Source organism: Sporosarcina gallistercoris, assembly GCF_050459885.1.
GTDB classification, from domain to species: domain Bacteria; phylum Bacillota; class Bacilli; order Bacillales_A; family Planococcaceae; genus Sporosarcina; species Sporosarcina gallistercoris_A.
In genome coordinates this window covers 54,138-79,470 of the sequence record NZ_JBCMNO010000023.1, presented here as the reverse complement: position 1 = coordinate 79,470, position 25,333 = coordinate 54,138, and the positions used below count along the sequence as shown (strand labels likewise).

Annotated in this window: 25 protein-coding genes; 20 read left to right on the top strand and 5 right to left on the bottom strand. The window is 46.5% G+C overall.

Annotation, left to right across the window (positions count from 1 at the left end; genetic code table 11):
- The first annotated feature begins 25 nt into the window (after positions 1–25).
- The 6 genes from ABE021_RS13840 to ABE021_RS13815 all read left to right on the top strand — a co-directional run bounded on the left by ABE021_RS13840 (position 26) and on the right by ABE021_RS13815 (position 3,662).
- On the top strand, positions 26–862 hold the full coding sequence (locus ABE021_RS13840) for a flagellar hook-basal body protein (RefSeq protein WP_430289443.1): 837 nt from the start codon (positions 26–28) through the stop codon (positions 860–862).
- 36 nt (positions 863–898) lie between these two features.
- Positions 899–1,726, top strand: coding sequence for a flagellar hook-basal body protein (locus ABE021_RS13835; protein ID WP_430289441.1), 828 nt, complete (start codon positions 899–901; stop codon positions 1,724–1,726).
- Positions 1,727–1,746: 20 nt separating this feature from the next.
- Positions 1,747–2,181: a DNA-directed RNA polymerase subunit beta gene (locus tag ABE021_RS13830; RefSeq protein WP_430289440.1), complete on the top strand. Its 435-nt coding sequence runs from the start codon at positions 1,747–1,749 to the stop codon at positions 2,179–2,181.
- A gap of 37 nt (positions 2,182–2,218) precedes the next feature.
- On the top strand, positions 2,219–2,650 hold the full coding sequence (fabZ, locus tag ABE021_RS13825) for a 3-hydroxyacyl-ACP dehydratase FabZ (protein ID WP_430289438.1): 432 nt from the start codon (positions 2,219–2,221) through the stop codon (positions 2,648–2,650).
- A 148-nt stretch (positions 2,651–2,798) separates the two neighbouring features.
- A complete protein-coding gene (locus ABE021_RS13820) occupies positions 2,799–3,185 on the top strand; it encodes a hypothetical protein (RefSeq protein WP_430289437.1) in 387 nt (128 codons plus the stop codon).
- A 72-nt stretch (positions 3,186–3,257) separates the two neighbouring features.
- Positions 3,258–3,662 (top strand): hypothetical protein, encoded by a 405-nt coding sequence (locus ABE021_RS13815; RefSeq protein WP_430289436.1) that lies wholly within the window; start codon positions 3,258–3,260, stop codon positions 3,660–3,662.
- 43 nt (positions 3,663–3,705) lie between these two features.
- Here the strand turns inward: ABE021_RS13815 and ABE021_RS13810 are convergent, their stop codons facing one another.
- Entirely contained in the window at positions 3,706–4,131 is a 426-nt protein-coding gene (locus ABE021_RS13810) for a YwpF family protein (RefSeq protein WP_430289434.1), read from the bottom strand.
- A gap of 261 nt (positions 4,132–4,392) precedes the next feature.
- Between ABE021_RS13810 and ABE021_RS13805 the strand changes: the two genes are divergently transcribed.
- Both ABE021_RS13805 and ABE021_RS13800 read left to right on the top strand, forming a co-directional pair.
- Complete coding sequence (locus ABE021_RS13805) at positions 4,393–4,842, top strand: single-stranded DNA-binding protein (RefSeq protein WP_430289432.1); 450 nt, start codon at positions 4,393–4,395, stop codon at positions 4,840–4,842.
- Between the two features lie 348 nt (positions 4,843–5,190).
- On the top strand, positions 5,191–5,367 hold the full coding sequence (locus ABE021_RS13800) for a hypothetical protein (RefSeq protein WP_430289431.1): 177 nt from the start codon (positions 5,191–5,193) through the stop codon (positions 5,365–5,367).
- A gap of 45 nt (positions 5,368–5,412) precedes the next feature.
- Here the strand turns inward: ABE021_RS13800 and ABE021_RS13795 are convergent, their stop codons facing one another.
- From ABE021_RS13795 to ABE021_RS13785, 3 genes are all read right to left on the bottom strand, one after another.
- Positions 5,413–8,154 carry a DEAD/DEAH box helicase gene (locus tag ABE021_RS13795; RefSeq protein WP_430289429.1) on the bottom strand — a complete coding sequence of 914 codons (2,742 nt, stop codon included), beginning with the start codon at positions 8,152–8,154 and terminating at the stop codon, positions 5,413–5,415.
- Complete coding sequence (locus tag ABE021_RS13790) at positions 8,151–9,731, bottom strand: hypothetical protein (RefSeq protein ID WP_430289427.1); 1,581 nt, start codon at positions 9,729–9,731, stop codon at positions 8,151–8,153. Before ABE021_RS13790 ends, ABE021_RS13795 begins: the two co-directional genes overlap by 4 nt.
- A gap of 93 nt (positions 9,732–9,824) precedes the next feature.
- Positions 9,825–10,322: a helix-turn-helix domain-containing protein gene (locus ABE021_RS13785; protein WP_430289426.1), complete on the bottom strand. Its 498-nt coding sequence runs from the start codon at positions 10,320–10,322 to the stop codon at positions 9,825–9,827.
- Between the two features lie 312 nt (positions 10,323–10,634).
- Here ABE021_RS13785 and ABE021_RS13780 point away from each other — a divergent pair, with 312 nt between their 5' ends.
- From ABE021_RS13780 to ABE021_RS13760, 5 genes are all read left to right on the top strand, one after another.
- The gene (locus ABE021_RS13780) at positions 10,635–10,865 is read left to right on the top strand and encodes a hypothetical protein (protein ID WP_430289424.1); all 231 of its coding nucleotides are present in this window, start codon (positions 10,635–10,637) and stop codon (positions 10,863–10,865) included.
- A 129-nt stretch (positions 10,866–10,994) separates the two neighbouring features.
- A complete protein-coding gene (locus tag ABE021_RS13775; RefSeq protein ID WP_430289422.1) occupies positions 10,995–11,459 on the top strand; it encodes a transcriptional regulator in 465 nt (154 codons plus the stop codon).
- Between the two features lie 461 nt (positions 11,460–11,920).
- Positions 11,921–12,613, top strand: a complete 693-nt coding sequence (locus ABE021_RS13770; protein WP_430289421.1) for a hypothetical protein — start codon at positions 11,921–11,923, stop codon at positions 12,611–12,613.
- Positions 12,610–13,893, top strand: coding sequence for an efflux RND transporter periplasmic adaptor subunit (locus tag ABE021_RS13765; RefSeq protein WP_430289420.1), 1,284 nt, complete (start codon positions 12,610–12,612; stop codon positions 13,891–13,893). The genes ABE021_RS13770 and ABE021_RS13765 overlap by 4 nt, the downstream gene beginning before the upstream one ends.
- A 376-nt stretch (positions 13,894–14,269) precedes the next feature.
- A complete protein-coding gene (locus tag ABE021_RS13760; protein WP_430289419.1) occupies positions 14,270–14,908 on the top strand; it encodes an exonuclease domain-containing protein in 639 nt (212 codons plus the stop codon).
- Here ABE021_RS13760 and ABE021_RS13755 read toward each other — a convergent pair.
- The gene (locus ABE021_RS13755; RefSeq protein ID WP_430289418.1) at positions 14,902–15,261 is read right to left on the bottom strand and encodes a hypothetical protein; all 360 of its coding nucleotides are present in this window, start codon (positions 15,259–15,261) and stop codon (positions 14,902–14,904) included. The two genes, ABE021_RS13760 and ABE021_RS13755, sit on opposite strands and share 7 nt — an antisense overlap.
- Positions 15,262–15,536: 275 nt before the next feature.
- Between ABE021_RS13755 and ABE021_RS13750 the strand changes: the two genes are divergently transcribed.
- The 7 genes from ABE021_RS13750 to ABE021_RS13720 all read left to right on the top strand — a co-directional run bounded on the left by ABE021_RS13750 (position 15,537) and on the right by ABE021_RS13720 (position 25,122).
- Positions 15,537–19,400, top strand: a complete 3,864-nt coding sequence (locus tag ABE021_RS13750; RefSeq protein WP_430289416.1) for a S8 family serine peptidase — start codon at positions 15,537–15,539, stop codon at positions 19,398–19,400.
- A 689-nt stretch (positions 19,401–20,089) separates the two neighbouring features.
- Complete coding sequence (locus ABE021_RS13745; RefSeq protein WP_430289414.1) at positions 20,090–21,187, top strand: helix-turn-helix domain-containing protein; 1,098 nt, start codon at positions 20,090–20,092, stop codon at positions 21,185–21,187.
- Positions 21,187–21,414: a PLDc N-terminal domain-containing protein gene (locus ABE021_RS13740; protein ID WP_430289412.1), complete on the top strand. Its 228-nt coding sequence runs from the start codon at positions 21,187–21,189 to the stop codon at positions 21,412–21,414. Before ABE021_RS13745 ends, ABE021_RS13740 begins: the two co-directional genes overlap by 1 nt.
- Positions 21,398–22,294 carry an ABC transporter ATP-binding protein gene (locus ABE021_RS13735; RefSeq protein ID WP_430289410.1) on the top strand — a complete coding sequence of 299 codons (897 nt, stop codon included), beginning with the start codon at positions 21,398–21,400 and terminating at the stop codon, positions 22,292–22,294. The genes ABE021_RS13740 and ABE021_RS13735 overlap by 17 nt, the downstream gene beginning before the upstream one ends.
- Complete coding sequence (locus ABE021_RS13730) at positions 22,291–23,055, top strand: ABC transporter permease subunit (protein WP_430289408.1); 765 nt, start codon at positions 22,291–22,293, stop codon at positions 23,053–23,055. The genes ABE021_RS13735 and ABE021_RS13730 overlap by 4 nt, the downstream gene beginning before the upstream one ends.
- Positions 23,056–23,154: 99 nt before the next feature.
- Entirely contained in the window at positions 23,155–23,754 is a 600-nt protein-coding gene (locus ABE021_RS13725; protein WP_430289406.1) for a 3'-5' exonuclease, read from the top strand.
- A 417-nt stretch (positions 23,755–24,171) separates the two neighbouring features.
- Positions 24,172–25,122: a nuclease-related domain-containing protein gene (locus ABE021_RS13720; protein ID WP_430289404.1), complete on the top strand. Its 951-nt coding sequence runs from the start codon at positions 24,172–24,174 to the stop codon at positions 25,120–25,122.
- Positions 25,123–25,333 lie beyond the last annotated feature (211 nt).

Genomic DNA, 25,333 nt, shown 5'->3' with positions numbered 1-25,333 from the left:
CATACCTAAAAAGGAGGCGGGGCACATGTTCCGTGGATTTTACACAGCAGGTTCAGGAATGATTGCGCAGCAGCGCAGAACAGAATTACTCTCTAACAATATGGCCAATGCCAACACTCCAGGCTTCAAGACAGATCAGTCATCGATCCGGTCTTTTCCTGAAATGTTCTTATCCAACTTGGAAGCAGCCAAAGTGCCCGTCCAAAATAGCTTTCAGATGAAAGGCTTGACCCCGATCGGCGCACTGTCCACGGGAACGTATATGCAAGAGACCATGCCGCTGTTTACACAAGGACAATTGCGAGAGACAGGACTCACGACAGATATTGCCCTTGTAGACGGAACCTTGCCAGTCAATCCGGAAACAGGCAACACGGGTGCTGTCTTCTATACGCTGGAAGGCTCCGATGGTGAACGCGCGTACACGAAGAACGGAAACTTCGCGCTGAATCCTGAAGGATATCTGACGACACCTGCCGGGAATTATGTCCTCGATGAAGACGGGCAGCGCATCCAGTTGCCGAACGATGATTTCCAAGTGACAGAAGAAGGCATCATCAAGTACGGTGAAACGGAAGCAGCCGCTCTTGGAATCAGTTACGCAGCGAATCCGGAGACGCTCGTAAAGCGTGATAACGGCCTGTTTTATGCTCAGCAAGACTTGCCGGACGCAAATGCCGCGCAGGGTGTCAGCTATTCATTCCAACAAGGGTTCGTCGAGCAATCCAACGTGGATACATCGCGAACGATGACGGACATGATGACTGCTTACCGAGCATTCGAAGCCAATCAGAAAGTGCTTCAAGCCTATGATCGCAGTATGGAAAAAGCGGTATCGGAAATCGGTCGTGTCAATGGATAATTGCAAGCTTCGCATAAGCGGAAGGAGTCAAACTAAATGATTCGTACGATGACGACAGCTGTCAATACGATGAACCAGCTGCAAAATAATCTGGATATCATCGGCAACAACTTGTCTAATATAGGAACACACGGTTACAAAGCCAATCAGGCAAGCTTTCAGGAAATGCTGTATCAGCAATTCAATAACGACAAAGCGGACACAGCGCCGCGTCAGTCCCCTGAAGGGATCCGTTACGGCGTTGGAGCGATGCTTGGTCAAACGCAGATGAACTGGAAAGTGGGTACACTGCAGCAGACTGGAAGAAACCTCGACTTTGCACTCACTGAACCGAAAAACTACTTCAATGTGATTGTACAAGGTCCAGACGGTCCGGAAACGGTGTATACACGTCAAGGGAACTTCTACCTTACGCCAGGTCAAGGAAACCAAGTAGCACTCGTTGACGGCGAAGGAAATGCAGTAGCAGACCGTGCAGGTAACGGTATCACCTTCAAAGGTCCTGTAGATTCGATTGAACTGAAGACGGATGGTACGTTGGTTGCCCGGTCTTCAAATGGAGCAGAGCAGACTGCTGAAATGGCAGTGACACTAATTGAACGGCCCAACCTTATGACACGACTAACCTCGACACATTTTACACTTCCGACTAACCTGGAAGAATTGAATGTAACGGAAGCCGATATTTTAACAGAAATTACGGGCCCGGAAGTCGGTATACAGCAAGGAGCTCTTGAAGGGTCCAATGTTGACTACCAAAAAGAAATGACAGACCTCATCAACGTGCAGCGAGCGTATCAATTCAACTCGCGTACGGTTTCGATCGCAGATCAGATGCTCGGTCTGGTCAATAATATCCGGTGAGCGAAGTGGGGAGTAATGATATGACAGTTGAAAAAGGAAATCCTGATATCCAGTCCCGCGCGTCTTCCGAGCCGCATGAACCCGCTGCAAAAAGTCGGACAGCCCAGGCAGCAACGGTTCAAGCCGCGTCGGACAATGAGCAAGTAACACGGAGTAAACGAAAAGCCCGAGCGGAATCTGGACAAACTGAAGATACTACACAATTAACCCGGACTAAGCGTAAAGAAACAAGCCAAACAGAAGAAACGACGGAGACAAAACCGGTCCGCTGGGTACAAGTGCGTATTCTTCCGATTTATGTACGCGTCATTCTGGTGATCTTATTGTTGGCAGTTGCTGCAGTAATCGGTGCTCTGATCGGTTATAGTGTACTCGGTGATGGAACTGCAAGCGGAATCTTCCAAAAAGATACGTGGATGCATATTTTTGATATCATGAATGGAAAAGAGAAGTGAATAATAGATTTCAGGGGAACCTAAAAGGAGAATCACTATGCTGACAGCTGAACAAATCCAAGCAATCATTCCGCATCGTTACCCATTCCTATTGGTCGATCGAATTCTCGAACTTGAAGAAGGCAAGCGTGCGGTGGGGATTAAAAACGTAAGCATTAACGAAAACTACTTCAACGGTCACTTTCCAGGATATCCGGTCATGCCGGGTGTGCTGATTGTAGAAGCTTTAGCTCAAGTAGGGGCTGTGGCGATTCTTCAAAAAGAAGAGAATAAGGGTCGCCTTGCATTTTTTGCAGGAATTGATAATTGCCGATTCAAACGACAAGTTGTTCCTGGAGACGTCATCCGTCTTGAAGTGGAAATCACACGCATGCGTGGTTCAATTGGTAAAGGTAAAGCAACCGCAACCGTTGAAGATGAAATTGCATGTGAAGCGGAAATCACATTTGCACTAGGCGCCAAAGAGTAATTGTCAGTTAAAAGTTGCGTCTGACAGAAAAATCCGCTAAAATTTTACATAGTGTGTTTACACACTTTGGCAAGTGCGGAATTGCACAACAAGCCAATCAAGCATGCAGTCGATATAGCATGTACATCGTGGGAGGTACTAAACGAGTATGTTCAAAAGTCTTTCACCCAATTTGAAGAGCAGCATCACGAGGTCTATTACACAGACCTTTGAACAATACATGACAGAAATCGAATGGGATCCGGATCGCTATGACATGGCAGATTTCATGAAGCGCTGGAGTGAGTATATTACAGAAAAAGCGCTCTGGTATGAAAAAATTCCGAATGATGTCAAACATGCCACTCAATTCCACGAGGAAATTGCAGGCCGTATCAATGAAGTCATTCAGAAAGTGCTAAGTGAGCCGCCGTCAGAAGAACAGATTGCTACCATTCAACAAATGCAGGAAAAGCACAATACGAAATACGTCTATGAGTGTAAGGCGGAAGCGGCATTCGTCGAAGCGGAACTCAAAAAACGTTATAACGCATAAAGAAAGAATGGATAGTTCCTTCTTTTCGAGCCAAGCTATGATGGATAGCTACTTGAAAGGAGGGAATTTTTCATGTTGAAAAAAGTATTGCCAGCAGCACTTGCTGCAGGATTCGTACTGGCTGGGTGTGGTAACAACAACAACGATATTCCAGACAAAAACGAGACACCCATGGAAGAATTGAACGACGGTATGGAAGAACGTGCACGTGACTGGACTCCAGATATGGAGGGCAATGCGCCTGATGGTACGACAGGTCCTAATCTCGACGGGGTAGAAGAAAATCGTAACGACGGGATGAACGACGGTGTCCTGAACCGTGACGGTGTCAATGATGATACATTGGAAGGCACTGGTAACGGAGAAGGCGGCACTATGGGCGAAAACAGCACAATCGATGGAGGGAATAGCGCTGGAACTGGTAACAATGGCGGTTCTCCAAAGAAAGATGACAAAGGGATGTCAAACGGAAAATAATGACGAAAAAACCACGGGTCGCATTTCCCGTGGTTTTTCTTGTTCAGTTCTTTTTGAGTCGGGGTCGTGAACGCATATCGCTTTCAAAACGTTCAAGCAGGGCCTGTCCCTCAAAGCCGCGGTCCAGCAGCTCACTTAGCAATTGCTCCGCATATTCGGAACGCTGACGTTTCAATCGGCCTTTCAATAAAACGGAGACGCGGTCCCCAATCTCTTGAATGGTATCTACTGCTAACACAAAGGCGGCTGGTTCGTTTTCAGGGTAAGAAATCACGACTTTCGCTTCCACGAGCTCGTCTTCCGCCTTCAGTTTTTCGAAACGTTCTTTATGTTCCACATCTAGAAACATCTCCAGTATCCACATGCGATGACTGTTCTCCTGGTTGATGATGATACCATCGTGCATAGGTAAATAATCCGCTTTGTCTCCGGAAAGCAACCCGAAAGAAATCATTTTAAACGTCTTCATCCCGTCCGAATCCCCCTTTTTCACCCAGTATACCATAGTCATTCAAAACTCTTTGTAATATGGGTAAAGCCGAATTATCGAAAATATGACACAATTCAAGAATACAGTCCCCCCAATGCTAAACACCTATTCAGCAAAAATATCATTCCTTCAAACTTCACGTTCAGCTATTCAATCCTCTCCAAATCCGGGAAATGCATGTTTGTCCATTCCGAGCCTTGTCCGTATGATGAAAGGAATCCAAAGAGAGGAGGGAACTAGGTGAATCATGTGGCACTTGTCGGAAGGATCACGAAAGATCCGGATGTCCGGATGATAGGGGAGGGAAGGATGCAAGCGAGTTTTACACTTGCTGTCAATCGCAGCTTTAAAAATCATCAAGGCGATATCGATGCGGATTTTATTTTCATTACCATTTGGGGACGGACCGCGGAGAATACCGTGAAACATTGCGGAAAAGGATCGTTAATCGGTGTAACTGGACGTATACAGACGCGTTCTTACGAGCGAGAAGACCGGACCCGCGCGTTTGTCACCCAAGTTGCAGGAGAGGATGTCCGTTTCCTAATCACGAAAAAGCCATCTTCCGCAGGGCATTCAACTGCCCGGACAGAAGAAGCTTCTTCTGCTGACGTACACAGTCATTCTGCGGCAGATCATTTTGAATTGCCTTCGCAAAATCACGAAAAAGAAACATTGCCGATTTTCTAATGGGGTCACCAGCTACATAGGACATTAGAAAAGGGACGCTTAAGGAGGTGGATATAAAAACCAGTAAACCAAAGTAGGCAGGATGTGCGTACTTGCCCATGGAAAGAGCAGTACGTGCAAGAATCGGGGGAAGAACAGGATCATGAGGAGTGGGGATTCCTTCTGGTCCTGAATGGGGAAGCAAGTTGACCAACCGCTGTTACAAGTGGTCAGGCACGGCTAACAGCGAAGCAGTTCCAAGAGGAGCGGTGGTTTTTTACCGCCAATTAACCGCTATTTTGCCGTCGGATCAGAAGAGACCGCTTTTTCTTGGTCCGGCAGCAAAATTGCCTAAAAGGAGAGAAGTACATGGAATCACACCATAAAATAATACTGCGTATGGAATTACAAATCGGTCAGCTGATCCGAATGGTTGCGAATTTGAACGAACGGATGGATCTCCTCGAGCAGAAAGAGAAAGATTTCGAGGTGCGGAAAGTGCTTCAAATCAACGCGTCAGGCGCATCTAACCGGCGATGTACATAAAAAGACCGCAAACCACGGATGTGATTTGCGGATTAAGCGGATGGATCAGCCGAATGACAGCAAGTCATCCAACTCCCGATCGGATAGTTCCGTCAGCCACTGACTGGACTGGATCAGATCAGCAGATAGCGCGGCCTTCTCTTCGAGCATCTTATCGATTTTTTCTTCAATCGTTCCAATCGTCACAAACTTATGGACATGAACGAACTTTTCTTGACCGATCCGGTATGCACGGTCAGTCGCCTGGTTTTCAACAGCAGGGTTCCACCAGCGATCGGCGTGTAATACATGGTTTGCAGCAGTTAAGTTTAAACCGGTGCCACCCGCTTTCAACGAAAGGATGAAAATCGGGAATTCACTTTTTTGGAACGCTTCAACCAGATGATCACGCTGACCTTTCGGCATACTTCCTGTGAGGAAAGGCACTTCAAATCCGTAAAGCTCTGAAAGACTTTGTCGAATGAGCTGACCCATTCCGATATATTGAGTGAAAATCAGGCATTGCTCACCATTGGCAGCGATTTCTGCAGCCAATTTCACAATTCGCTCCAGTTTGTCAGATCTTGATAGCATTTCGTCGGCTTGTGTAAACGGTTCTTTCAAGAACAGAGCAGGGTGATTACACAATTGCTTCAACCGGCTCAACATTTTCAAAATAAGTCCTTTCCGTTCAAAACCTGAAAGGGTCTGCAACTTGAATTTCGTTTCTTCGATAAAGCTTTCGTAAATGGCAGCTTGTTCACTCGTTAGCGGAACGTACTCATTTTGCTCGAGCTTCTTCGGAAGATTGAGCTGTAAATCCGGGTCACTTTTCGTTCTTCGTAACAAAAATGGGTGGATTTTGGAACGCAGGCGACTCTTCGTCCGCTCATCATCATCCCGTTCAATCGGAATAATGAAGTCATCCGTAAATCTACGGAAACTGCCGAAATATCCCCGGTGGATGAAGTCGAAAATCGCCCATAACTCCGCAAGACGGTTCTCGATCGGCGTACCGGTCAACGCGATATGATGACCACCCCGAAGCTGACGGATGGCTCTGGATTGCTTCGTTTGCATATTTTTTATATTTTGCGCCTCATCGAGTGTGATGCTCGCAAATGGAAACTCGATGAGAAATTCGCTATCTTGTGTAGCTGTTCCGTAAGTCGTCAGCACGACATCAGGATTATCCCGGGCTAGAAATTCGCTGAACTGCTCTTCTTTCAAGCGGCCAGGTCCGTAGTGAACTGCCGCTTTCAAAGAAGGGGCAAAACGTTCCAACTCTTTTTGCCAGTTCCCAAGCACACTGGTAGGGCAAATGATGAGTGATGGTGTTGCGTCAGGTTCAGCATGCACCTTCAGCAAATAACTAATCAGCTGCACAGTTTTCCCGAGACCCATATCATCCGCAAGACAAGCGCCGAAGTGCTGTTCACGCATGAACATGAGCCAGTTGAAGCCTTCTTGCTGATAGGGGCGCAAATCGGTTTGTAGCTGTTCAGGTACCTGGACATGAGGCAGCCCTTTTTTGTCCATTACTTGATCCACATAGTGTCTCAGTGACTGCTGCATCGTAAACGCAAGTAGCGGGTCTTCTTCCAGCTCTACGTCTTCGCTCGGTACAATCTCTTCAGGGAGTTCCTGGAACAGCAAATCTTTCACAGTCCACTCCCCATTATCCGCTTGCTCCATCAGTTCTTTGATGCGCTTTAACCAAGTCGGATCGATATGGAACCATTCATCTCCCGTGCGGATGAATTCACGATTTTCATCGACCATTTTTTGAAAGGTATCCCGGTCGATTTCATTACCGGCTAGTGAGAAACTCCAGTCAAATGATAGGACTTCATCAAGGCCGGCAGCTGATTTGTACGACTGAACGCCAGCATCTGTACGGACTTTCATCTTCGTCTCGGTTACGGTCTTCAGCCACGAAGGAAGAAGTACCGCGAGTCCGAACGACTGGAATAGTGGCAAATCATGCTGGATGAACATCCGGACTTCGGTGTCACTCATCGGCATATGAAGAAACGTGTCTTCTTTCTCCGGTTGAATGGACTGCAGGAACGATATCATTTCTGATTGCTGCTCCGTAATAGCAGCGGCAAAAGGTTTCATTTTAGCGGGTAATGCACTTTCGATGGAAGCGTTCCGTTTCGACTTGGCTGGCACCCATTGTGTTCCGCGTTCGTTCAAAATGACGGTTTCGAGTAACCAATCCTCGGTCCGTTCGGAGTCCGGCTCAGTTAAGCGGAATGCAGGCCGCACTGGAATATCCGATTTGGTTTCACCTGGCCATCCGTAGGTTTTTAGATGGGGCAATAAGGCAGTGACCATATCTGCACGAACACCAAGTGTTTGGAACTTGCTGGCGATTGCTTGTTTTGTAAGAAGTGCTGCCGCATCAGAGATGCCAGCTGCGTCCCCTGCGAAGTGGATGACTTGTTCAGCATCAGGCTCCGTATAGGTCCACAAGTCCTTGGATTGCCACAGTTTCGCCGCTTCTTTCGCCGCTTCCAATTGCTCCGCATCCCGGTCAGATGCTCCGGTATATTCGACGAAGGGGTGGCGATTGCCGCTTAACGCCTGGACCCATTCATGAGGATGCAAAAGGACGACGTTATCTTCCGTTGGCACTGTTAATCCGAATAAGGACGTATCGTCGGCAAAGAAGAAAAAGGAGACAAGTCGATCAGCAGGTATCGTTGTTCCATAGTCATCAGCCGCTGAAACCGCAAAGATGCCGCGATCTGTTGGCTGGATGGTCAGTTGTAACTCACGTGCGAGTCGATGTGCAGGTCTCATAATTCAAGACTCCCTCTCTCCATTTCTTCGATTAAAGCGCGCAGCCGGCGGTACTTATCCCGCACCGTTCGGATGTATCGATTCCAGAAATCCGTCTGACCGCTTTTTTTACAAGCTGTCCGCATGCGCTTGAACAGCTTCACTGCGCGACGATAGCTGAGTCGATTCCTTTCTGCGATGAATTGCTGGGCGTAATCATGCAACAAGGGAAGGGCAGCAGCAGGCTGCTCAGCCAGCACGATTTTCAAGTCTTCTTGTTCGATACTGTCATACGGTACGTTGAATCGATGAAGCAGCGCTGCCCATTCTTGATAGCGTTCCCGTTCTATTAAGAAATCCGAATAACGGGGTATCCCGATTTTCCCATACATTGCAAAAACGGTTTCCCGCTCTTCATCAGAAAAATCACCGTTCGCAAGTAGCATATCGATTTCATGCGCAGCTGCCAATTGTTCACTGCGGCTCTTCTTCTGGCTGAAGTAGCCTTCGATAGCCGGGTAAAGACCGCGCGCAATGGAAGCGGCAGTAGGGGCGAGCGCTTCAGTCAGCGCAAATCTTGCAAGCGTCATCCAACTCCCGAAATCGGGCTGCTGTTCTTCAGCAAGGGCACTTTCAAGAACATCCCCGCGTCCTTCGATAATGGCGAAATACATGGCAAACAGACGAGCATCAGTAGAAGCGTCCTGAGCAAGCAGCTGTTTCTCTGCGGCCCGTTCGTTACGGTCAATGAACAACTGTCCCCAAATGGCTTCATAGATGCGGAAACGATACGGGAACAGACCTGTCTGGTGAACACAAACGGAATGGACAAGCTCTTTCAAACGTTTCATGAATGGGTCCGTTTCAAACAACTTCGGTTTGTTGCTGAATGTACCTGCCAATTTTTCAATATCTGAAATTTGGTCGTTAAGCCATGTAGTGACTTGCCATGTCCCATAGGAATGCTGGGACTGGCTTGATGAAAGTATTGAAGAGGCATATTCAAAAGCTGAATCGACTAAGTGCAGGCGATAAAATAAGTCGAACAGAGGCTTCCACTCATATTCAAACGGCATGAGCGGCTTGACGCGGTTCTCGATTTCTGCGCATTCATATGTGAACACTGAAGAGTTGGTCGATAAGGTAAGTTTACGAAGAGGGGAGGTCACTCTCGATAAGACAGCTTCCCAGGCTTCAGGTGTACGCTCGGTCACTTTCAAAGCAAGCTGCTCTTTTTCAGACGTCCGCCATTCTTGAAACCACTCAGTTAACGAATGGAACTGTGAGTACAAGTCAAAGACGACTGTAAGCTGGTGGACACAGCGACCCTTACGACCGCACGTGCAACTTAGCGTTTGTTCATTAAACGAAAAACGGACAAACTCCGAAGCACGATCATTGAGTTGTGCGAGCACTTCACTGTCATCTTGAGAATATCGGTACGACGAAATAGCGCCTCTTCGAACTGCTGTAATGGCGTTACGGATTAGTTCCGACTGCTCCGGATGATCCGGGCGGAATGTATAGTGGATATCATTCATCATCTTTTCGATTTCTCGTTCATGCAAATACGAAATACGTTCTGCAGCGACGCGCAAAATAAAACCACTCCCTAGATAAAGCATTCTTTCTATTATACATCAGTTCATTGACCTTCGTAAATCATCACACGCAGGAAAAGAAAAAACCCTTCAACCTTCTTTTTCAGAAGGATGAAGGGAAGCCGCGTATTGCTCACTTTTTGCAACAAGACTTTTAAATACGGCAAGGTTGGATTTTATCGAATTGAAATAAATGCGACGCTGTTTTGCTGAGAGAGATGCCGCGATTGCAATGATTTCCCGTAATTCGTTGCTCTCCTCCAATAACTGGCGGTGGTGCTCGATGAATTGATCACGATAGTGTTCTCGTATCTCTCCGGTCTTTCCGGCTGATTTAGATGTACCTGACCTGACATCGCGTAAGGGCTCTCCCATCAGCATGGCGATGAAGTAGTCATCCGGAATGTCAAACGTCCGCTTCATTTCCGCGAGCATATCCGGTGTTAAATCACGGTCGGTCCTCTCATAGTTCGAAAGGGCGGAAGAGGAAATGGAAAGACGCTCAGCGGCTTCCAACTGTTTGATATCCAAATATTCTTCACGGTACTCTTTAAATTGCTTGCCGAAGTTTCGATCTTTGCGATCCATGACCATTCCCCCACTTTTTGTCTTACCGTAAAGGAGAATGATGATTTTTTTGGAAAATCCAACGAAACGTGAAGTTTTATTCAACAATTCGTTGGTTTAGCGGCTCGAGAAAACAGTATATGTAAAATGGTATGTAGTTTTACATAATTTCAAAATGATATTAAAGGTGCAGTGGTCATCTGATGAAAGGAGTGAAAAATTATATCCGATCAAATGGTAATCTATATTCCGGGCTTGAGAAAAATGGTTGCCGACCGGGCAAGTGCCCTCCAGACAAAGCTGCAACCTGCAAGCACAAAGGGGATCATTGACGTGAAAGAGCGTCAGACCATGTATATCATTTCCGCTACTTTGGGTGACTCCTATTTTGACTCGATCACAGTGGACTATGCAAAAAATATTATTAGATTCAATCAAGTCGACCGTTCGAAGGGGATCATTGCAGATGCTGTATTGAGAGCATTAAGAGAATTGGAGATTCAAGAATTCATACCACATAGCATGTCGTTCTACATGATCCCTCCAAGTCGGAATACGGAATGACGAATCACTGAAATAGCTTCTGTCCTGCTCACATATAGTTAATTACATCAGGCATTTATCATTCACAAATAGAGCTGGGATGTGATAAACTATAAATAATCGGAATATTCAAATACGGAGGGGATTCAGATGCTATCAGTGAAACGAATGACTCCATTTTATACGAGCAAAGAAGATTTCCGCCTGCGATTAGTATTTGCGTATCAATATTTTTCGATTCTGAAAGGTCAAGAGGTTTTTCAGTTTGTTCCTATTGAAGGAAAGGAAATCGTCATCAACATGAAAAGCTTGCAAGTGGAAAATTTAGGTGAAGTATTTGTCTTTCAGAGAGGCAGCCGGTTCATCCGATTACCGCTGTATCAATTGCTCCTGATTTCTGATTTACACCTTCATTTATCAGGCGTATTAGAGGGCATCTTCCATTTAGCGCCTGAGTTATCTGAGCCGCAAGCGCGTGAGATCGAACAGCTGATCGGGGAACTGGAAACGGAGAATCGATTACGTATGATTGACTTCGCCCTGGAAAACAACGATAAACAACTGTTCACGGAACTGACGGAAGGAATGCGCACACCGAATGTACAAACTGAATAGCTCCACGTAAAAAAACACCTATCAATCTTAGTTGAGATAGGTGTTTTTTAATGTGTATTGAATGATAGTACGTCTGAATTATTCACGTGAGAATTAATAATAGCATAACAAACAATGCGGATCCTAAAAGTCCGAATGCAACATCTTGCCAAGACATGTATGCCATTTTTTGAGTTTGAGTGTTATTTTCCATCGCACATCGCTCCTTTTGTCGATTTCCCGGGAAATAACGAGATATTTCCGAGAAACGGTATCCGTGATCTAATAAAGGATAGCCAACTTGTTGATTAGTTATTCAATACCACAATCAGGTTGCTTAGAAACACGTTTTCAAATAAAAGACTATTTCCTTATGTTTCTCGCATGTATTCTTTGCAAATTTTGTAGATTTTGCTAAAGTAGAGGATAGGAAGTTATTATCAAAATCCGTTTTCCATCTTTGACAAGAAAGGAATTATCCCATGTTTTTCAACTTTTCGTTCTGGCGCTATGTAACGAATCCTTCACAACTCGCGATGAATCATCAAAATTCGGCAATGCGCGGCTTCAACAGACGGATTGTCTTCCTTTTTCTTTCTGGAATCGTAATCTTTGCGTTACGTGACATATGGGGAATGACAACAGAATCACTTAGTCCGATGCTGGCACTTGCAACAGACGGCGACTATACGATTGCACGGTTTGTCTCCGTGATGGGTGCTATTTTATGGGCAGTTGTCTACATAGCTTTTCATCTGTTTTTTGTTTCCTACGTCCTTGGACTTCTTACTTCGATTCCAGTCCGCCGCGTAGTCCCTTTACAACTACTGGTGACTGGTGTTTTGCTCATTGAAAAAGTGCTTGTCTTCCTGGTTTTCCTTGTGAAAGGGGAAGCGACAAACGTGTCATTTTTATCTTTCGGTCCATTATCAGCAACATTTTCGGAGACATGGTTTTTAATCATGTTCCTCAATCAGTTAACGATCATCTCAGCACTCGTCGTTAGTATGCAGTTCAGTTTCATCCGTTCTTACACGAAGACGATGAATTGGAAGAGTTTACTCGCTGTGCTCATTGGCCTGCAAATTCTCTTCGCCCTGTTGACAGCGGCGATCGGATACATCCCATTTGAACGTCTCTTCGATTACGTCATGCAAGGAGGCGCTGCGTCATGAACAAAATTACCAATACAGCCATCGGAGTTGTCGTAAGCGTTTTTGTCGCACTCAATCTCTACTTGATGTATTCCGAGAAAAGCGTAATTCCGAAGTCAGTATATGTGAGCGAGTATGAACATATGTCGTTAAAAGAGTATAAAGAAGTACTGCCCAAAGAGGGATTGGTCGCTCCCGCAGAAATTTTCACGGTTTATACGAGTGACAGCAATGCAATCGACACGTGGCTCGTTCGTGAAGGGGACGCGGTGAAGACAGGGGATGAACTGGCTACGTTACAGACAGAACAAGCGGACGGTCAGCGGGCCGTTTGGGAATCCGAGAAAGAAGCATTGCTCACCCAACAAAGTACAATCCGTTCGACAATTTCCGACCTTGAATCAGGTGATAAAACGGATAGCTCCAACTCATCCAAGTCAGATCGTACTCAAAGTGACGACGATACAAAAGTGGAGCTGAATGTGGATGTGAAAGTCGATGTGAACCAAACCGGCTCATTTGCGCAAGCCATCGCAGAAGCAGAACGCGATTTGGCGGATACGGAACGACGCTTGAAAGTGGTTGAATCGCAATTGGAACAAAATTCATCAACTCCATCCCTAATTAGCCCGACAGACGGTGTCGTTGCACGGATAATCAGTGAAAGCGATCAGCCGAAAATCGTCGTGTATAGTAACGAGCAAGTGGTAGAAACATACGCAGAAGACGAAGAATGGAGCAAGCTTGCGAATGGAGATGCAGCTGTGCTCGATGCGAAAGGGACGGAAGGTCCGCTAAAAGGTTCAGTGGAGTCGATTGATCAAGTCCCAGCCACTCCGAACGAATTTTTAGAAGCTTATAAAACGCTCGCGGATAACAAGGTAACCAATCCATTGGCATATTATAGAGTCCGTCTGATTGCGGCGGATGGAGAAGTTCCAGCTCCATTCGGGACGCACGTGAAGACGGTTATTACAACAAATAGTGCACAAAATGCCGCAGCAGTTCGAACAAAGTGGCTGTCAGACGCTGGTCAGGATAAGGCTTCCGTATGGAAACTGGACGAAAAAGGCTATGCAGTTGCAGCTGAAGTACCAACACCTTTCGAGTATCTCAATCGCACGGTAGTCACGGAAGGTCTCGCTGAAGGAACTGTAGTCGTTTACGACAAATCCATCCGAAATCAGGAAAGTGCACCACGAGTATTCTTCCCTATGCCGCTCGATATGCCTGCAAAAGCGGAATGGAGAGCATTCGGCTGGAAAAATTATTTCAAAGTATTGTTATTGAAACAACCCTAAGCACTTAAAAAGGTTGTGCAAGTAAGACTGCCTGGCGAGTCAGTGCAAACTGATGAAGAGGGCAGTCTTTTTTTATCAGGGAAAGTGAGCGAAGAACGAGGGGAATAGCTTGCTTCTGATCGTGAGTCATGAAGAGATGAATTTCAAGTTTAACCGATCTCATCTATCGTAGTTCATTACAATTAGGTACTCTTACCGTTTCTGTTTAGTTTCTATAAAATACTCTTCGGTTCATAAATCATTCCAAAGACAGATGATTTATCGAATTTTTATATATATTTATAAAAAGCGATTTACAAGATATCTTGAATTCTTGATTAATAGTCTGGGATTCGGGAATAGACGGTTAAACAAATTAATTAGGGACGTGCCTCTTATGGAAAAACAACGGGAAAAAGTACATTCAATGCTGAACCAAGCACCCAAACAAAAGAATATCCGGGTAAGAAAGCAAACGCGAAACAGCAATTATATAACAACTGAAGATTGTCACAAGGATTATATTGTACTGGATTTTGAAACAACAGGTATGCGCGCGGGTGCCGATAAAATTATCAGTGTAGTCGCAATTCGTTATGAAAATCATCAAGAACAAGATCTTTTCGAATCAATTGTGAATCCCCAGCGTCACGTACCTCTTGAGGTGATTCAAAAAACAGGATTGACAGATGAAGAGATTAGCAATTCACCTATTATGGAAGAAATGATTCAACCATTGGTTTCTTATATGGGGGATTTACCGATTGTCATTCATGACAGTTCGTTTGAGATGGGTTTCTTAGAGTCATTTCATGATAGTTCGACATTTAAGTTGCCGAAGTATACTGTGGTCGATACGACCAAATTGGCGCGAAAAGTGGCGAGTCAGTTGAATGATGTCGAAAAGATGAAAAACCTGGCTTTCCTGTTAGGGACTAAGCAGGAATCTATGAGCGGCTTAACAGATTGCCGCACGACTGCTGACATCTATAAGTATTGCTGTGAGCTGAGCGATGAAATGAATAATTGTCAGTAAAGCAAGCACTCCGATAGATCGCGGAGTGCTTTTTGGGGAGATTTATTAATGACGGCCAAGGGGATCTTGATAGTGGAATGAACCGGACAGTCATCCGCTCGTTTCACCCCGCTGCACCCGCTCGTTCTGCCCAAGGACCCGCCCGTTTCTCGATTACACCCGCTCGTCACGCAGAGAAACCCGCCCGTTTCTCCATTGCACCCGCTCGTTCCGCCGAAGAACCCGCCCGTTTCTCGATTGCACCCGCTCGTTACGCCGAAGAACCCGCTCGTTTCTCGATTGCACCCGCTCGTTACGCCGAAGAACCCGCCCGTTTCTCCGCTGCACCCGCTTGCTCCCGGCAAACAACCCATTCATTCCACCGAATCTCCACACACAAAACACCTACGTCAAACGCCCTATATTCATCATCTCAGACATTTATCACGGAATCCGAAGTATCTTGCCCTTCCAACGGACTACTCCGCATGAACCAAATAGATGCCTATTGAACGATTTTTCTGAAAATAGTGTTAAAACATCAAATCCTTGTCTTTATGCCATTCTCATCTCTTCCAATCTATGATATTGTCATTCTGTCACTTAATTCAGTTAAGTTTGACAACAAACACTTTAAGGGGGAAGAGAATTGGCCAATAAGAAATTCACGAAATTTCTAAGTACCTTTCTAGCACTCGTCCTGGTTCTTTCGCTCGTACTGCCATTCGGGAGCAAGGCAAATGCATCTCAGCTGAAGCAGCCGTTTAAGCCGAATTTGCAAGACGAAAGTGTACTCCAGCAAAAAGCGGCAATCGCTCAGCAAACAGACATACTGGAAGGAGAAGCCAAACTCCATAAAGATTTACAAGGACTTTCAGGCAAGAAGGAAGTTGCTGTCATCATTCATTTATCCGAGAAAGCTGTTGGCCTTGAACAAGGGATTCAAAAGCTCAAAGGGAAAAAGATGACACAATCCGAAAAGACTGTGAAAAAAGATAAAATTAAAAAGCAACAAACTTCGGCGCTGAAAGAAATGAACGTCAAGAACGTTCACTTCGACCAAGATTACTCATATGACACAGTCCTCAATGGTCTCTCCGGGACCGTTCAAGCTCAAGACCTCAACAAACTTCTTACAATCGACGGTGTAAAATACGTCGAACCGGATACCACTCTATACGCATTGGAAGGACTGGAAAAAGTGGAACCATCTCTAGATGCAAAGATGGACACAAGTATTCCATTCCTAGGTATTAACAAACTATGGGAAGAGGGAATTGAAGGACAAGGCATCAAAGTCGCTGTCCTCGATACAGGAATCGATGCTTCCCATCCTGACCTGAAAGCCGTTTACAAAGGCGGTAAAAACTTCGTCCCTCACGTAAATGGGGATTACGCACGTCCACGCTCAGACGATGATGGATCTGAGACATCTCCGCTCGATCGTCCGGCAAACAAACCGGAAGTGAATGCGAATGGAAGCACGTTCTACACGACTCACGGAACGCACGTTGCAGGTACAATTGCAGCCCAAGGCAATAACGCGTTCGGTATCAAAGGAATCGCACCGAAAGTGGACCTTTACTCGTACCGCGTACTTGGCGCATACGGAAGTGGTGCGACTTCTGGCATCATTAAAGCGATCGACACAGCAGTCATCGAGAACATCGATGTCATCAACCTCTCTCTAGGTGGCGGTGCGAACTCTGAAGTTGACGGTGCTTCATTTGCCATCAATAACGCCATGCTTGCAGGAACAATTTCAGTTATCGCAACGGGCAACTCGGGCCCGAAACGCGGTACGATGGGGACTCCTTCAACGGCTCGACTAGGAATCGCGGTCGCAAACACCACAAACCCTGAAATTCATAACAAAGCAAACGTCAACGTTACTGCAGGTGACTTCACGTACAACAAAGTGAATGATCTGATGGCAACAACTTTTGGTAAAGATGTCCAAACACAATTGACGGGTAACTATGACCTCGTTGCAGTTCCAGGCGTGGGGAATCTACAAAACTACGCAGGACTGGATGTCAAAGGTAAAATCGCACTCGTAGCACGTGGCGAAATTGCATTTGTCGACAAAGTGGCAGCAGCTAAAGAACAAGGCGCGGCTGGAATCATCGTCCACAACTCTGCATCTGGTTCGGGGGCACCTGGCAAATCGAATGTATTCCTCGGAGATGCATTTGAATTCATCCCGACGTTTGATATGTCATCTACAGATGGTGAAGCATTACGCACAGCACTTGCAGCAGCACCAGGAACTATTTTCTTCGATCAATTCTCAAGTACCAAAACAACGGGAGACGATGTCAACGACTCAAGTTCACGTGGTCCATCCACACCGAACTTCGACATCAAACCGGACGTTTCAGCACCAGGAACAAACATCATGTCAACAATTCCCATGTACGGAAACGACTACCCGGACGCGGATTACAGCGAAGCGTATTCTCGCAAAACAGGTACTTCCATGGCCACACCGCACGTGGCAGCAATCGCAGCACTCGTAAAACAAAATAATCCATCATGGAATGCATTTGACGTGAAAGTAGCGCTCTCCAACACAGCTACACTGCTCGACACAACAAAGTATGACGTCTTTTCTCAAGGCGCAGGTCGAGTGGAAGCGTACAAAGCAGCGCATGCAGATGTCCTTGCTTATGCAATCGACACAGCAAATAATGATGGAACAGTAGTGGAAAACTTAAAAGGTACCGTTACATTCGGGCCTCAAAAGTTGGACAAGAACATCACGGTCACTAAACAGATCCGAGTAAAAGATCTGAAAGCAGCGGGCGGCAATTATACCGTTTCCGTTGATGTAACAAAAGGATTCGGTGATGCGAAAGTGACTGTCGACCAAACCGAGTTCAAATTGAACGGCGAGCAGATGCTGAATGTTACATTGACAGCGTCGAAAGCCGCAGTGAAAGTGGGGGATGAAATCCTTGGCTACATTCACATCACTGGAAACGGCAAAGATCTTTCATTGCCATTCGCAGCAGACTTCGGCGGTGCTGAAGCCGTCGTATTAAAAAACATGAGCATTTCAAAGACGGATCTATCATTTGATGGAGACGGATACAATGATGAATCGCTTCTGTCCTTTACGATTACAGGGGACGTCGGAGCGAACTATGTTGAATTATTCGATATTATGAATCCAGAGGGGCACGTGTATGGAGACGGATATATCGGGTATCTGCACGCAGGTGATGAACTGAAAGCAGGTTCGTATACATTGCCGATCAAAGGTAATTACACGCCTTGGGACAACTCTGGAACGACTCGGATTCCTGAAGGACTGTACACAGTCGACTTCTCAGCGAAACCGAAATCCGGCAACCCTGCAACTATTGGCGGCTATGTAGGTCCAGTGGTCGTAAAATCGACATCAGGGACAATCGAAGGAATGGTTGCAGAGAGTAAAGTAACAGGTAAAATCATCGACAAATACGTCGATTACCAAAAAGAGCTGGTGAAATACGGATTGGGCTACGACATCAACACAAAACTATCAGCAACATACGAAGTGACAGCAAATGATGCAGTCGTGGATTCAGGAGCAGTGAAATTGGCACAGGATGGCACATTCGCATTCGATCTTCCTAAGTTTGATAAAGCCAAAAACAATGTCACTGTGAAGTACGTAGACGCTGCAGGCAACAAAGCAGAAAAAGTGATCTACACAGCAGTAGAAGAACCAGTTGATACAGTTTCTGTCTCAGTCCATCAAACGAAAATCGACTTGAAAACAGGCGACACAGCTCAACTGCACGTCACGGAAACAACAACGAAGCCGGACGGCACATCGACGGACCGCGATGTAACTGCAGAAGCAGCATACCAGTCCAATAATGAAGGCGTGGCGAAAGTAACCCAAGGCAAGATCACAGCAATCGCAGCAGGCGACGCAGAAATCAGCGTTACATTTGGTGAGTTCAAAACGACAGTGAAAGTCCATGTAGAAGACGCTGCACCTAAAGCGATCACAGTTACAGATGAGATGATCAATGTGTTCATCGCGGATAAAAAAGCGAAACAAATCATTATCGAAGTACCAGCAGCTGTAGGTCCAATGGACGTGGAATTCTCAAAAGCGATTTTAAAGAAAATCGAGAAGTCTGAGAAAGATCTCGTACTTAAAGCAGGGAACGCAGTCTACACACTCGAAGACGATGCTGTGGAAGAACTGATGAACCGCTCTGGCGGAGACGCAGTCATCACACTCGGCACATCTTCATCAGCTGCCGTGAAGAATGCGGTCACAGATGTCCACACCATCGAGCTTTCAAGTGGCACAGCCGCTAACAAGTCCGCTCTGAAACAATTCAAAGAAGAGATCGCGGTTGCAATTGGTTTGGATGAAGCCACAGCGAAAAAGTTGAAGAAAGCGGAAGCTCTCAACTTGGACACAAACAAATCAACAAAAGTCAAAGTGAAAAAGAACGAAGCGCAATTTGAAATCGAAACTGCAGGAAGCTACGTAATTGTACAAAAGTAATACCGAAAAGGCTGCCTGCGGGCAGCCTTTTTCATGCGTTTTTAGCGAAGCACTCGCTCCCGCCAACTAACCGGGCCATTCCCGCGGCAAGCCATCTTCTTCAATAAGTAGCCAAGCTCGCGACCAATCCATCTTTCACCGATTTTAAACCAAGACTAATTGGTGTGCTCGCTCCGCTTCGCATTGAATAATGGGGGGAGGGGGGACCCGGATAACTCGCTCATTCCGCCCTGGAACCCGCTCGTTTCCGCGCTCCAGACGCTCGTTTCGCCCTAGAACCCGCCCGTTTCCCCGCGCGCCCCGCTCGTTCCGCCCGGGAACCCGCCCGTTTCCCCGCGCGCCCCGCTCGTTTCGTCCTAGCACCCGCCCGTTTCCCCGCGCGCCCCGCTCGTTTCGTCCTAGTACCCGCCCGTTTCCCCGCGCGCCCCGCTCATTCCGCCCTAGAACCCGCCCGTTTCCCCGCGCGACCCGCTCATTTCGCCCTAGAACCCGCCCGTTTCGCGGCGCGACCCGCCCATTCCGCCCTAGAACCCGCCCGTTCCCCCGCGCGACCCGCTCATTCCCGCTACATCTCACACCCAAAAATCACCCTCCAGTTGACCTCCATACCAAAATGTAACCCACAAGTTGATTGAATCACCCGCTGATTAACATATACTGAAGATAGAACTCCAAAGGGGGAGAGGAACATGCTTCAAATCGGAGCCATCATCCTGCGCGAACGGCAGAGACTGAACATCACGCAAAATACGCTTGCCAGACACTGCCAAGTCTCGAAAGCTTCCGTCTCGAAGTGGGAAAAAGGGCAAAGTTATCCCGACATCACACTGCTTCCGAAACTCGCAGCCTACTTTGATATCACGGTGGATGAACTGCTCAGCTACGAGCATCAGCTTTCCAAGCAAATGATCCAGGATCTATATAACAACTTCTCGCAAATGTTCGGAAAATCACCTTTTCCACTAGTATTCAAAGAAGTGGAAAACCAAGTGAAAACCTACTACCGTGATCCATCACTGCTTCTGCAAATGAGTATTCTTATGCTCAATCATTACCAACTTGCTGAAGACAGCGGGAGCATTTTGAACAAAATTACGCAGTGGCTTGAGCGGATCCGCCAGGTCAGTGATGACGTTTGGGTGCTGAGACAAGTGAACTCCTTGCAAGCTAGCGTTGCGCTCATGCAAGAAAATCCGGAAAAGACGCTCGAACTCCTCGATGGCGTCATCCAGCCAAGCATCGGAGACGAAGTGCTGCTCGCCACTGCCTATGAACAAGTAGGGGACACCGAGGAAGCGAAGCGCGCCATTCAAGTGATGATGTACCAAAGCATCCTTCAACTCGTCGGGAGCAGTCCGATATATTTAAGACTCACCGCGTCCCATCCAGCTGCATTCAATGAAACCATCCGTCGCATCGACGCGTTGATCGACCTATACGAACTCAAAAAACTTCATCCCAATGTATGTCTGCAATTTTATGTAAGCGTCGCACAAGCTGCTTCTACTGAACAAAATCGCGAGTTGCTCTATCACTACCTTACCAAGTACGTCGACGTGTGCGTACACCACTTATGGCCAATCGCACTCCGCGGGGACGCCTATTTCGATCTGTTGGAAGAATGGCTGGAGCAACTGGACTTGGGGAAAAGTGCGCTTCGCAACGATGACCTTATTAAACAGTCTGTCATCGATATTATGAACGCACCCTTTTTCGAACCGTACCAAGAAGATGAGGAAATGAAATCATTGAAAGAGAAATTACGCTGGGGATTGGAGGATAAATGATGAACACAGATTTAGACCTGCTTCTAGAATACTTGCCATTCATCATCCCGCTCGTCATATTGCAATTCGGACTCGCCATTTTTTCTGCGATCCATGTCATTCGCCACCCGCATTACCGCTTCGGCAACCAAGTGATGTGGCTGCTGATCGTACTCTTCATTCAATTCATTGGACCGCTTATTTACTTCATCGCAGGAAGGGGGGACGAAGATGGTCGTGTCCATTAAAGGTGTCACCAAACGATTTGGCGCAAAAGAAGTCCTGAAAAACGTCAACCTGACTATTCCGGAGCACTCCGTTTTCGGGTTCGTCGGTGCTAACGGTGCCGGTAAAACGACACTCATGAAATGCATGTTAGGGCTGCTCCCGGTCACATCAGGCACGATTACAATCGCCGGTCATCCTGTTGCATTCGGTCAAACGAAATCGAATGCCCTAATCGGCTACTTGCCGGACGTCCCGGAATTTTATCCGTATTACAACGCCCGCGAATACTTGCAGCTATGTGCCGTCATCACAACTATGCGGAAATCGGAACGCGCATCGCGCATTGAAGAACTGCTCGAACTCGTCGGGTTATCCCAAACCGAATCACCTATTCGTACCTACTCGAGAGGCATGAAACAACGGCTCGGTATTGCGCAAGCACTCCTGAACCGTCCGAAACTGCTGATTTGCGATGAACCCACATCAGCACTCGACCCAGTCGGACGCGCACAGATTTTATCCATTCTACAGGCAGCTAAATCAGAAACGACTGTCTTCTTTTCAACACACATCCTGTCAGACGCCGAGCAAATCTGTGATCGCGTCGCCATGCTGCACGAAGGAAAAATCATTTTTGAGGATGAACTCGCAGCACTCCAACAGCAAGTGAACCATCAATTCGTATTCACGTTCACCACACCTGCGGAACACGTGCTATCTCAGCTGAACGACCTGGAACACCTTATCTATATAGAAGAAAATGCACTCATCGTACAGTTATCCAGCGAGAGGGAACGTCTGCAATTCATACGCCAGCTCACAGATCGCAATCTTGTCATCCAGTCGATGCATGCCCACAAAAAACCGCTCGAACAAGTGGTACTGGAGGTGCTGAAATGAGTCCCTGGCTCGGTTTTCTCAAGAAAGAATGGACCGAAAGTTTGAAGTCCTATAAGTTGCTGCTGACTCTGCTGATTTTCTCTGTACTCGGCATCATGAATCCATTCACCGCAAAAATCACACCCATGCTCATGAAGAACTTCATGCCTGAAGGCGCGGTCCTGAATCTGCCTGACCCAACCGCACTTGACTCGTGGCTGCAATTCTACAAAAACTTCCCGCAAATGGGGCTGTTCATCTTCATTCTTTTGTTCAGTACGATGATGTCGAAAGAGCTTGAAAAAGGCACGCTCGTCATCCTCCTCACGAAAGGATTGCGCCGCAGTACCGTGATTACAACGAAATTCGTCATGGGAATCCTCTATTGGACTCTCGCATTCTTACTGACTTTCATCATCACTTACAGCTACACCGCATTTTATTGGGATCAAAGCATCCTGCAACATTTATTTCTGGCAGCGGGCTGTGTCTACGTATTCGGAATCCTGCTGTTCACCATCACATTATGGGGTAACACGTATTTCGCCTCTTCATATGGCGGTCTATTAGTGACAGTGATGACGGTCATCGCATTATTCGTCATCGCAATTTTCCCGGATTCCGCCACATGGAATCCGCTTCAGTTGCTGTCAGCTCCACCGGAAATGATCATTGGCGAGATGGCGCCGAGAGAAATGCTGACACCCTTCCTGGTTACAACGGGCATTATCATCTTCTTCTTGATAGGAACCATTCTTCATTTCAATAAAAAACGGCTGTAGCGTTCACCGCGGGCGGATAGTAAAAGACGTGGAGTCTGTTTTGTGCGAGTGTTCCAGGGTATACTAACCATAATAGGTTCGTAGAAGGAGTGCTGCTCAATGGATATCCACGAAAAAGCGATCCGGCTGTTGCAGGAAAAGGCCGAGCAACCAAACCGTTCACGCAAAACAACTTCTCAAAAATATAAAAAAAGCACGAAACCCGTAACCGATTACGTCGTGCTCGACTTCGAGACAACAGGGTTACGGGCCGGTGCCGATCAAATCATTCAGATCGGGGCAATCCGCTACTTCGATCATTGGAAAGATGAGCAGATGGATGTCCTCATCAATCCAAGACGCTATATTTCACCGACCATCAGCCGTCTGACAGGCATCACCAACGAAATGGTGGAAGACGCGCCGACAATCGATGAAAAAATAGGTGAACTGGTGGAATTCATCGGGGAGCTTCCGATTATTGCACACAACGCCTCATTCGACATGGGCTTCCTGTACGCGCTCGAAGGTCTAAATGGCATCACCCTCCCGGAATACACCGTCATCGATACCGTCAAAATCGCACGCCAGAAAATCAAAGACACACCCAACCACAAACTCACGACACTCACACAATACCTGCAACTCGAACACGACGCCCACAACGCAATCGGCGACTGCCTCGCAACCGCCGCCATCTACCAATACTGCACCAAGTAAAAACCCTGCCGAAGCAGGGTTTTTGTATGCAGACAAATCGTTACGCGCTCCATTCATCCTCCTATCCGCTCCATTCATCCCTCTAAGCGCTCGATTCCAAAGCCAAACCGCTCGATTAGCCTATGTAACCGCTCGGTTTATCTATTTAAGCGCTCCATTCCCCTGACGAAACGCTCCATTTCAACCGATCCCGCGGAAACAATCCATCCGCTCACAGAATTTAAGCTCGCGATCAACCCATCCCTACTACGATCAAAACCAATACTAATTGGTGCGCTCCACTCAGCATTTTAAGACTATCACCTGAATCATGGAATTGAATTGTGTCAAAAAGCCAATAATTCGGCTTTGCGACATGCTATATCTTTTCCTTCAAAGACGAGCTACACTAGTGAAAAACTTGAGGTGAGGTCTTTGTTGCACAAACATCGAACTGTTCCTAAATTGTTAAGCGGACTGTTTGCACTAGAAAGGCGGCTACCGCGTCATCATGAGAAATATAAATTCATCACGGAGGAATTATACAACACGCGAGCTGGATACAGTGGAGAATTAGAATACGATCGCTATATGAAAGAAGTACAAACCGATTTTCCTCATGCTGTTCTCCATGATCTATCCTTGCATCATGAAGGTGTTTACTTTCAAATTGATTCGCTTTTCATCACCCCGGACTCCATTTTCATCTCAGAAATCAAAAACAGAGCAGATAGAATCATTGTTACAGCCAATCCCACTCAGTTCTTACAAGTTAACAACAAAGGGGAATCCCAACTTTTTCGCAGTCCAATTGCCGAAGTCGAGCGCAAAGTTCAGTTTCTCCGGAAATGGTTAGGGAGGAGAAACGTCAATATTCCAGTCAAAGGTATCATTGTGTTTGCTTACAACAATCAGATGCAAATTGAAGGGGAGCCTAGGCTGCCTATTTACACTTCTTATGAAGCACCTACTTTTTTCAGGTCACTTAAACCTGAAAAAAAGATTATAGAAAAACGAGATATTTCAAGGATCGCAATAGAGTTAGCTAGATCGCACAGGGAATACAATCCATATCCGCTTGTTACGCATTATAAAATCCAACCTCACACCCTCAAAAAAGGTGTGTTTTGTTCGACTTGTACCGTTCCCTCTATAATGATTTGGACAGCACGTCGGTGGGAATGCCGTTTATGCGGAAAACGGGAGAGCGATAGCCACATGGCGGGAATTGAAGAGTGGTTCATGTTGATGCCTCACAAATTAACGAATCAAGCTTTCTGCGAGTTTACCGGGATCAAAGATCGTCATACGGCGAAACGATTGCTTGCGCGCTCTAAGTTAAAACAACAAGGCATTGGAAGGGGAAGTTACTATGAGCTAATCCCTTAGGTCCTGCTGGGTGGACATCCTAGATTAATTTGTGGTACTTCGCTTTGCGGAGTGTTTTTTCTGAACAAGTAGGTAGACAGAGAGTGTACTATAGTCTAAATACGAAAAGGTTCTCAAGAGAACTTGTAAACTCCCGCGGAGACTGTCCATAATTCAATACTTTTCAAAGCTCGTGAGCAATCGGAATCTTCTTGGTTCAAAAATCAGACTA